The organism is Spongiactinospora sp. 9N601 (assembly GCF_044326295.1).
Lineage (GTDB): Bacteria > Actinomycetota > Actinomycetes > Streptosporangiales > Streptosporangiaceae > Spongiactinospora > Spongiactinospora gelatinilytica.
The window spans coordinates 19,306-28,184 of record NZ_JBIRBB010000036.1 but is presented as its reverse complement, the minus strand read 5'-3'; the positions used below and the strand labels follow the sequence as shown (position 1 = coordinate 28,184).

Annotated in this window: 11 protein-coding genes; 9 read left to right on the top strand and 2 right to left on the bottom strand. The window is 74.3% G+C overall.

The window, feature by feature from the left end; all coding sequences use genetic code 11:
* The 8 genes from ACH34R_RS43195 to ACH34R_RS43160 all read left to right on the top strand — a co-directional run.
* A partial coding sequence (locus ACH34R_RS43195; RefSeq protein ID WP_397567428.1) for a hypothetical protein occupies positions 1 to 834 on the top strand: 834 nt, incomplete at its 5' end.
* 150 nt (positions 835 to 984) lie between these two features.
* Complete coding sequence (locus ACH34R_RS43190; RefSeq protein WP_397567427.1) at positions 985 to 3,342, top strand: hypothetical protein; 2,358 nt, start codon at positions 985 to 987, stop codon at positions 3,340 to 3,342.
* A gap of 217 nt (positions 3,343 to 3,559) precedes the next feature.
* Positions 3,560 to 3,868 carry a hypothetical protein gene (locus ACH34R_RS43185; protein WP_397567426.1) on the top strand — a complete coding sequence of 103 codons (309 nt, stop codon included), beginning with the start codon at positions 3,560 to 3,562 and terminating at the stop codon, positions 3,866 to 3,868.
* Positions 3,869 to 3,961: 93 nt separating this feature from the next.
* Positions 3,962 to 4,363, top strand: a complete 402-nt coding sequence (locus tag ACH34R_RS43180) for a hypothetical protein (RefSeq protein ID WP_397567425.1) — start codon at positions 3,962 to 3,964, stop codon at positions 4,361 to 4,363.
* Positions 4,360 to 4,635: a hypothetical protein gene (locus tag ACH34R_RS43175; protein ID WP_397567424.1), complete on the top strand. Its 276-nt coding sequence runs from the start codon at positions 4,360 to 4,362 to the stop codon at positions 4,633 to 4,635. Before ACH34R_RS43180 ends, ACH34R_RS43175 begins: the two co-directional genes overlap by 4 nt.
* A 110-nt stretch (positions 4,636 to 4,745) precedes the next feature.
* A complete protein-coding gene (locus ACH34R_RS43170) occupies positions 4,746 to 5,420 on the top strand; it encodes an NUDIX domain-containing protein (RefSeq protein ID WP_397567423.1) in 675 nt (224 codons plus the stop codon).
* A 1-nt stretch (position 5,421) separates the two neighbouring features.
* A complete protein-coding gene (locus ACH34R_RS43165) occupies positions 5,422 to 5,904 on the top strand; it encodes a Pycsar system effector family protein (RefSeq protein ID WP_397567422.1) in 483 nt (160 codons plus the stop codon).
* Between the two features lie 68 nt (positions 5,905 to 5,972).
* The gene (locus ACH34R_RS43160; protein ID WP_397567421.1) at positions 5,973 to 6,383 is read left to right on the top strand and encodes a hypothetical protein; all 411 of its coding nucleotides are present in this window, start codon (positions 5,973 to 5,975) and stop codon (positions 6,381 to 6,383) included.
* Positions 6,384 to 6,517: 134 nt separating this feature from the next.
* On the opposite strand, the gene ACH34R_RS43155 is transcribed toward ACH34R_RS43160, so the two are convergent.
* Positions 6,518 to 6,916 (bottom strand): hypothetical protein, encoded by a 399-nt coding sequence (locus tag ACH34R_RS43155; protein ID WP_397567420.1) that lies wholly within the window; start codon positions 6,914 to 6,916, stop codon positions 6,518 to 6,520.
* Between the two features lie 83 nt (positions 6,917 to 6,999).
* Entirely contained in the window at positions 7,000 to 7,668 is a 669-nt protein-coding gene (locus ACH34R_RS43150) for an AAA family ATPase (protein WP_397567419.1), read from the bottom strand.
* Positions 7,669 to 8,109: 441 nt separating this feature from the next.
* Here ACH34R_RS43150 and ACH34R_RS43145 point away from each other — a divergent pair, with 441 nt between their 5' ends.
* Positions 8,110 to 8,703, top strand: coding sequence for a DUF6245 family protein (locus ACH34R_RS43145; protein ID WP_397567418.1), 594 nt, complete (start codon positions 8,110 to 8,112; stop codon positions 8,701 to 8,703).
* Positions 8,704 to 8,879: the final 176 nt, after the last annotated feature.

The window sequence follows — 8,879 nt, the reverse complement described above, 5'->3', positions numbered from 1 at the left end:
CACGCTGCCGGCGGCGGGACCGGGCGGGGGCTGCTGGGCCGGATCTGGGCCGACCGCCACGGCGCGCCCAGCTCGGCGACACGCGGTCGCAAGAACGCCAAGGCCAAGAACGGCAAGAGCAAGAACAAGGGCCGGGGCGGCCAGGACGGCGGCGTGCGGGTCATCCGCCGGCGGTGGCGGCGCTGGCGCAAGTTCGACAAGCGCGCGACCAAGGCCCTGCACGGCCGCAGGGATGCGGCGTACGCCGCGGTGCGGGCCTGGTGGCGCCGCCGCCGCAACACCAATCCCGACCACCCCGACCAGCAGGAGCAGCAGCAGGAGGGCCAGGGCGACGCCCAGGACCAGCAGGCCCAGGACGAGGACGAGGGCCAGGGCGCGGCCGCCGCCGCGCCCGATCCGGCCGATCCGGCCGATCAGCAGGACCGTACCGACCCGGCCGCGCACCCCGCGGCCGCCACCACAACCACATCAACCAGCACGAACACGAGAGGAACATCGATGAGCGCATTCACCCTGCACACCGCGGCCGCCGAGTTGCCCGCCGCCGCCTCCCGGTACAGCACCGAGGACATGATGGACGTCGCCACCCATCTCGACCTGCTCGGCGAGGTGCCCATCGCCGTGGCGAACGGGTTCCGCATCTGGGCGGAGCGGCTGCTGGCGGAGTACCCGGTCCACCAGGACGTGATCGAGCGGCTGCAGAACATCTACAGCGCGCAGGCCCGGCTCAGCGCCGAGTGCCAGGAGGCCGCGCTCGTGTTCCGGGCCCGGCACGAGTACGACATCGCCCGGCGGGTCGCTCCCCGGTCCGGCGAACGCAAGTGGAACGCCTGACCCCCTGACCGGCGGACACCCGCCGGTCGCCCCTCACGTCGGCCGCAGGGCCGCCGGTTCCGGGCTCGCCGCCCGGGAGGGGCACGCAAACCCCCTGCTGACCTGCTGGCCGCGCTGAGACCGCCTCGCGCCACCACCTTGGAGGACCCTGTGACCACCACCCGCACCCGCCGCTCCCGGTCCGGGCGCGGCACCTACCGCCCCGCCGCCCACGACCGGCCCGCACGCCGGTGGGACTGGTCGCTTCGCCCGCGCGGGCCCGTCAGCGCGGCGGGGATGGGCGCGCTCGGGCTGGCCGCCGCCGCCGTCGCCGGCGGGGAGCTGGCGGAGCTGTCGCCGCTGTACGCGGCCGGGGCGGGCATGGTCGGCGTGGCCTGCACCGTCGTGGCCGGGGGCGGGCTGCACCCGCGGAACCTGTGGTACCGGGTCGGGGTCTGGGCCGGGGCGTCGGGGTGGCTGACCTGGGCGATGGCCGCCGGCCTGGCGCAGGTCCCGCCGTGGCCCGTGCTGGGCCTGGGCGCGCTGGCCGCCGGCCTGCTGGGGCCCTGGGCCACCGCGGCCGGGACCCACCTGCCCGGCCCGGCCGCCGCGGCGGCCGCGGAGCGTGAGCAGACCGCGCACCTGCCCCGCCAGCACACTGAAACCGCCGCCGAGTGGACCGCCCGGATCCGCCGGTGCGGCGGCGGCCTGCGGGTCACCATCACCGAGGTCCGGCCCTGGGAGCACGGCACCGGGTTCTCGGCGCTGCTGCTGTTGCCGCCCGGCGGCAAGACCGTGTCCCACCTGGACACCCTGCGCGACGGCCTGGCCGCCGACGCCCAGCTCCCCGAGGGCTGCGGGGTGGAGTTCACCCCCGGCCCGAACCGCGGCGCGGCGTGGATGCATGTGGCCACCGTCAACCGGCTGGCCCAGACCATCGACCACCCCGGCGGCCTTGCCTGGCGGTCCATCACCCAGCCGGTCGCGATCGGCGAGTTCCGCGACGGCAGCACCGTTACCTTGCACCTGCGGGAGCCGTCCACGCTGCTGGTCGGCCAAAAGCGGTCCGGGAAGACCGTCACCTTGCACGACCTGACCCGCGCCACTGGCTTGTGCGTGGACAACCTGGACTGGCACATGGACCTCAACGGCGGCGGAGTGAGTCAGGCATGGCTCGCGCCGTGGCTGGCCGGGCAGACCGACCGCCCGGCGATCGACTGGGCTGCGCCGTGCGCGGAAGAGGCGCTGTTGATGGCTGAGGCCCACCGCAACATCGCCATCGCCCGCAAGACCGACTACGCCCAGCTCAAGCTGCAGGCCGATGTGCAGCTCTTGCCCGTCTCCGCCGACGTGCCGCAGGTCACCGTCTTGATGGACGAGGGCCGGGAACTGCTGTCGCCGCAGATCAAGGACCCGATCGTCAAGGCGGCCCGCGACCGGATCGAAGAGACCCAGCGGGTCGGCGGCAACGAGGCGTGCGCCCTGGTGCTGTCGGTCCTGCGATGCATCTCCACCACCGTGGACACCGACGTTCTCAAGCAGTGCGCGAACAGATTGATCATGTTCGTCTCCGACACCAGCGAGATCCAGTACCTGTTCGACTACCCCAAGGGGGTCAGCCCGGCCGACCTGTCGGGGCAGGGCAGCGGGTTCGTGCGGGCCTGGCCCGACAACCTGACCGTGCGGCCGTGGAAGGCATGGATGATGCAGCCACGCCGCGACATCTTCCCGGCTGCGGTGGAGATCGCCACCCACCGGCCCGACCTGGACGCCCCCGGCGCCCGCGCCGCCGGGACGGCGTACCGGACGAGGTATGAGCGGATGCGGTGGCTGTTTTCCACCCCCGAACAGCGGACCCGCCTGCCCAAGCCGTCCCCCATCGAGCTGCCCGGGGTGCGTGATGACCGCAACCGGCCCATCATCTGGGACCCGGCCCTCACCCACCCGGCCGCGGGAGACCACGGCAACGAGCTGGCCACCACCGCCGAGCCGCGGCCGCCGGCGAGCCGGACCACCAGCGGCGGCGACCTGCTGCACGCGGTGACCGGCGGCACGGCCGGGATGACCGCCGGATGGGGCGATGCCGAGGCCATCGCCGCCGCGGCGGCCGCCGAGCACGCCGCAGCCCGCCCCATCGCCCCCGCCACCCCGGCCGCCGCCGACGGCGGGCGGCTGCACGCCGAACAGGTCCACCAGGTCGGGCAGGCCCCGGCTGCTGAGGTGCCCACGCTACTGCGCTGCGCCCTGCTGGCGTTCGATCAGGTGCGGGGCGTGCGGATGCACAGCGAAGAACTGGCGGCCGCGCTCGGCATCATCGGCGACGACGGCCGCGGCGACCCGCTGGCGCTGGCCGCGCTGCTGCGCCCGCTCGGCGTGACGACCCTGCCGAACAAGTTCATGCGCGGCGGGCGCGAGGCCCGCGGCTACGCCCTGGACGCCCTGGAGGCCGCCGCCGCGCGGATCGCCGCCGGCGGCCTGGCGGTGCCCGCCGAGATCGCCGCCTGGCCCGACCGGCCGACCGCCGCCTGACTCCCCCAACCCTCCCCCGGGGGAGCCCCCCGAGGGACTCCCCCGATCCCCCGACCGCCCCCAACCCTCCCCCGCCCCCATCCGACCAGCGGAAACGCCCCGGTTGGGGGAGTCGGGGGAGGGAGCGGACACCCCCCTCCACGGCCCCGCTCAGGGCCCGCGCCCCCCCTTCCAGCGACTCCCCCAACCCCCACCACCCGACAAGAAGGAGGCCCCGATGGGCTGGTTCACCAGCAGCAAGAAGAAGGAAGCGGCCGCCGCCGCCCAGGCCGCCGAGGCCGCGCGCCTGGACGACGCCCAGCGCCGGCGCAAGGCCGAACTCGCCGAACGGGACGCGTTCCAGAAGGTCTGCGACCGCGAACGTGCGGCCAAGCAGGCGCACGCGCGGGCCAAGGCCCTCTACGACAGGTACGCGCCCGGCCCGCAGAAGGACGCGGCCGGCGAGGCCCTGAACCGCGCGGCCGGCGAGCTGGCCGCCGCCGAGAAGGCATGGCGGGACTACGTACGCGAACACCGCAGGCGCTGAGGCCGCGGGTGCCCGCCCGGCCCCGGGCCGGGCGCGTGCCCGGGGCAGCAGCCCGCCGCCCACCTCCACCTCATGAACAGGAGAGCCCTGCCGATGATCCCGCTCCGCCTGATCTCGTTCGGCTATCTGCACCTGCCCACCGACGCCGAAGGACGTCCGGTGCTGCCGACCGCCGACCGCATCGAGGACGTCCGCGACCGGCTACGCGACCCGGCCCGCGCTCGCGACGTCCTCGATCTCGACGGATTCCACCCCCGCGTTCAGGACGTGGTCCTCAACACCCCCGGAGCGCGGGAACTCATCAACGACCTGGTCGAAGACGCGCTACTGCCCGCTGGCCCGCACGCGATCGCTATCGGGTGCGCCGGCGGACGTCACAGGGCCTGCGGGCTGGTGGAACTGACAGCCCGGCGCGTTCGCGCCCGCGGCCGTGAGGTCGAAGTCGAGCACCTTCACGCACACCTCCCCCGCGTGCTGAAGGAGACCACATCGTGATCGCCTTCTTGGCCCGCCCGCTGACCCCCTCCCCCGGAAGGAAGACGCACATGACGATCACCACGACCGCCACGGCCGTCCTGGAGGACGAGGTCCAGCAGACCGCCGACCCGGCCGAGATCGCCCGGCTGCGCGAGGTCCTGGACCAGGCCGAGCGCCTGGCGGCCGTCATCGACGCCGAGCTGGCCGCCGCCCGCTCCGGCCCGCTCGCCGCGCTGGCCGCGATCGTCGCCGAGCTGACCGACCTGGGCGACCGGCTGGCCGCCCGCTGACTCCCGGGGCGGGCGCGTACCAGCGTGACCAGATCCGCCAAGACAGCACGCCGGTCCGCGCCCGCTGCCCCCACCCATCCCGATCAGAGGAAATGCGGAGGACACCACCCATGATGACGCGACGCACCACCACCCCGGCCACCCCGGCCGCCGGGCGCGACCGCGACCCGGACGACCCCACGCTGATCGACTGGCCCGCCCGGCAGAAGGCGGCCTTGGTCCCGTTCCAGGTGATCGACGGACGGCCGCTCACTCCCGGCCCGCGCACCGGCCGGACCGGCCGCGGCACGCTGTGGCACTGGGGCGAGCGGCCGTGTGCCGACGCGGCGGTGATCGCCTCCGACCGCCGCGGCCGCCGCTGGCTGCTGATGATCGAGCGCGGGGACGGGCTCGGCTGGGCGCTGCCCGGCGGCGGGATCGACCCCGGCGAAACGCCCGCCGCCGCAGCGGGCCGCGAGCTGGCCGAGGAAACCGGCCTGCGGCTGCCGGACGCGCAGTGGACCGCGCTGCCCCCCTGCGTCGTGGCGAACGACCCCCGCGGCACGGACGAGGCGTGGCCGTCCACCGTCGTCCACGTCACCCACCTGACCGTGCGCTACCGCGCCGAGCTGCCCGCGGTGCAGGGAGGCAGCGACGCGACGCGGGCCGCGTGGGTCAGGGCCGACAGCATCGACTACCTGGCCGCCGATCTGCGCATCACCTACAGCGGCACCGCGGCCGCCGGTGCCCGCCTGTTCAGCGGCCACGCCGACCTGCTGGCCGACCTGCTCGGACGGGAGGACTGACATGCTGACCGCCGACGTCTCCGCCGAGCTGGAGGCCCGCGCCAGCGCCGCGCGCGCCGAGCTGGCCCGCACGGATGGCAAGGCCGGGCAAATCTTGGCCGTCGCCGGCACCGCCGGAACCCTGCTGATCGCCGTGGTCGCCGCCGCCCGGCCGACCGGCGTAGCCGGGGCCGGCCTGGCCACCGCCTCCGCGCTGCTGGCCGCCGCCGTGGTGGCGGCCCTGCGGGTGGTCCGCCCCCGCCTGCCCCGCGGCCAGGCGGACGCGACCGGCGTCATCGCGGACGCGCTGCGCAGCGGCCCGCACGCCGTGCTGACCTCCGCGCAGACCCAGCACGCCACCGCCTACGACCGCGCCGCCGACGTCCACCGCCTCGCGCAGATCGCGCACCGCAAGTACCGGCTGCTGCGCAGGGCCGACGACCTGGTGGTGGCGGCCGTGGCCATCGCCGCCGCCAGCGGCCTGCTGACCGTCCTCGGGCTGTAATCCCACGTCAACCACCACGGGACCACAGTCCTCCTGTGGTCCCGCTCCAAAAGGGAGAAAGACTTATCATGATCAAATACATCCGGTACGACCTCGGGATCACCGCCTTGTGCGGGCTGTGGGCCGCGCTCGGGATCGCCGCCATGACCATGGCCATGCGCACCGGCTGGGAGCCGATGTTCGGTGTCGCCGCCGCCGCGGCGTTCTGCTCCGGCGGCCGATGGCAGCGGCGGCTGCGCTGCGACCGATGCCGCGTCGCCCTGGACGACCAGGACGACGGCGACGCCAGGGAGACCAAGATCACCGGCCGGTTCGTCGTCGTGTTCGCGGCCGCCGTCGTGATCATGGCCACGGCCGTGAACTGGAACCTCGCCGAGCTGTACGGCGCGGCCGTCGTCCTGGCGCTGCTGGCCGGTGCCACGATGCGCAACACCCTGTGCGGCGACGACTCCGCGCGGCGGCCCGCGATCGGCCGGTAGCCCCCGCAGATCCCCCCACCCCCTGGAAAGACCGGTCCCCCGGGACCGGTCTTTCTTCATGCCACGGGACCACAGCGTGCCTGTGGGCCTGTGTGCTCTGACCTGCGGGATCTGATCTGCAGATCAGGACCGGGTCAGCGGCCGGTAGCGGCCAGGCCCGCGATGCGGCGGGCCAGCGGGCCGTCCTTCCCTGCGACCAGGGCGGCCAGCAGAGCGCGCAGCACGGCCGTGCCGGTGGTGCCGTGACCGGCGGCCCAGACCTTCAGGGCCCGGTAGGTCGGCGGGTCCAGGTCGAACGTCGTCTTGACCGCGTCCGCCGGCGGGGCGGCCGGGACGGCGACGGCCGCCCGGACCGCCCTGGCCAGCTCGCCGTCCTCGCCCAGTTCGGCGATGAGCGCGCGGACCACCGGGGCCACGCCGATCAGGCCGCGTTCGGCGGCCCAGACCCGGACCCGGCGCAGCATGGCCGCATCGAGATCGAACGTCGCCTTGTACGGCCGGACCCGGACCGGGAGCGGCGCCCCTTCTTCCACGGGGCCACGGGGGGCCTGTGGTTCTGTGGCGATCTGACGTGCGGCGGCATCCAGCATGCTGCCCCGCTGACGGCGGGAAGGGGTCATGCCCGGCCCTGGGCCTGTAGCGCCAGCAGCTCGGCTGTGGCCGCCTCATAGGCGGTGCCGGCGGCCAGCACGGGCGCGCCGTGGCTCTGGGCGAACAGCTCCAGGCGGGGGATGCGGGCGGCCAGCACCCGGTGCCCCTGGGCGGTGAGTACCCGGTCGGCCTCACCGGTGCTGGCGGCGTTGGTGACGCACCGGTTCAGCAGCACGCAGGTGGGCAGCGGCTCGGCGCGCAGCGCATCGACCTCCTCGACCACGGCCAGGACCGGGGCCATGCGGTCGATCTCCGCCGTGGTCGGGGCCACCGGGATCACCGCCAGGTCGGCGACCCGCAACGCCGACACGGCGATGCCCTGGTGGTCCTCGATCGGCGGCGAGTCGATCACCACATAGTCATGATCGGCGGCGAGCCGCGGCACGGTGCGGTGCAGGTCCCGGGTGGCCAGGGAGATCACCTCGAACGGCATCCGGGCGCGGGCGTTCCACCGCTCGGTCGAGCCCATCCCGTCCGACAGCTCCGGCGCCAGCTTGAGCTTCGCCCCGCCGGGGTCGGCCCCGATCAAGAGCACCTTGTGCCCGGCCTCGTGCAGGCCGTGGGCGATCCACACGGCGGAAGTGGTCTTCGCCGTGCCCGGTTTGAGGTTGGTCACGGTCCATATCGTCGGCATGGCGGCGACGATACGCCCCCGGGATGCGGGAGCACAGGAGGCCCGTGGCCCTGTGTCCGCTGACCAGGGGGGTTCCAGATGGCGGCGGCCTCTCCCCCTCCCCTGATAAGAATGTCATTTCTGTATGACAGTCGGGGTAGCCAGCGGCTAAGGCAAACGCCGGTTGACCTGGGCGAACGCACCCACCAGGGTTGACCGCTCTCAAGCGGCCGCGCACTCGCGGCCCACTGGCCAGCGCACTGGCCGGGGCGTGGGAAGGGTTCTAAGGCGGGTTCGTCTCATCGTCTCGTCTCACGGCCGCGCGCGCCTGCGCGTAGGGGCCGGACGGGTGAGACGTTGAGACGGTGAGACGACGCCCACGGCCGCCTTCATGTTGCGATCGGGAAACTCCTGCCGGGATGAGGCCGGGCGTCTCACTGGACGGCTCATACGGTGAGGCGCATGTCTTCTGCTGTTCCCCCTCCCGCTCCTTCGGCGGCGTCGATCTCGGCGGCGCTGGCCGCACTCGGTGCCTACGCCAAGCCGCCCACCGACGCTGAACTCGCCCGCCAGGCCCAGGCCGCCGGCGGGGAACACGTCCTGGCCGCGGTGCTGGCCAACGCCCTGTACGGCGCGGCCATCGGCGCCGGGATGCTCACCGAGGGCCACATGCTGGAGCGCGGCGGCGGTGCCCGGGAGATGACCCTGGCCCGCAACCAGGTGATCAACGCCTCCGGCGCGAGCGGGCCCGGGGTCACCGGCATGTTGCACTGGCAGGCCGGGCAGATCGCCGAGCCGCTGCGCGCCTGGGCGGCCAAGGCCGACCTCGGGCCGATCGGCAACGCCGTCGCCGAGGTCGCCTGGGCGCTGGTGCTGCTGCTGGAGGCGACCAGGGTCACCGATCCGGCCGATCCCCGCTTCGACGGGCTGCACGACAACCTGACCGAGGCGATCGACCATCTCAACACCGCCGTGGCGCGGCTGACCGCGGTCAAGGACACCGCCGGTGACCTGGCGGGCATGCTCGCCGCGTTCGGCTACTTCGGTACCGAGTAGGGGGCCCCAGCGTCGTGGCCGGGCATCCACATACCCGTGGAGGACAGCCGTAGGCAGCGGGTCCTACGCCCGTACACCCGTGTGGAGGCGTCTCATACACGCGTCGGAGCCGAGGCCGCGGCCGGTGCGACCCGGCCGGGGAACGCCGCGGCGGCGGCAGCGGTCGGCACTTCGGA

Excerpts from the sequence above, each read along its gene's own strand:
- ACH34R_RS43145 (WP_397567418.1), top strand. The coding sequence starts at position 8,110 with ATGTCTTCTGCTGTTCCCCCTCCCGCTCCTTCGGCGGCGTCGATCTCG.
- ACH34R_RS43160 (WP_397567421.1), top strand. The coding sequence starts at position 5,973 with ATGATCAAATACATCCGGTACGACCTCGGGATCACCGCCTTGTGCGGG.
- ACH34R_RS43180 (WP_397567425.1), top strand. The coding sequence starts at position 3,962 with ATGATCCCGCTCCGCCTGATCTCGTTCGGCTATCTGCACCTGCCCACC.
- ACH34R_RS43170 (WP_397567423.1), top strand. The coding sequence starts at position 4,746 with ATGATGACGCGACGCACCACCACCCCGGCCACCCCGGCCGCCGGGCGC.
- ACH34R_RS43150 (WP_397567419.1), bottom strand. The coding sequence starts at position 7,668 with ATGCCGACGATATGGACCGTGACCAACCTCAAACCGGGCACGGCGAAG.
- ACH34R_RS43185 (WP_397567426.1), top strand. The coding sequence starts at position 3,560 with ATGGGCTGGTTCACCAGCAGCAAGAAGAAGGAAGCGGCCGCCGCCGCC.
- ACH34R_RS43165 (WP_397567422.1), top strand. The coding sequence starts at position 5,422 with ATGCTGACCGCCGACGTCTCCGCCGAGCTGGAGGCCCGCGCCAGCGCC.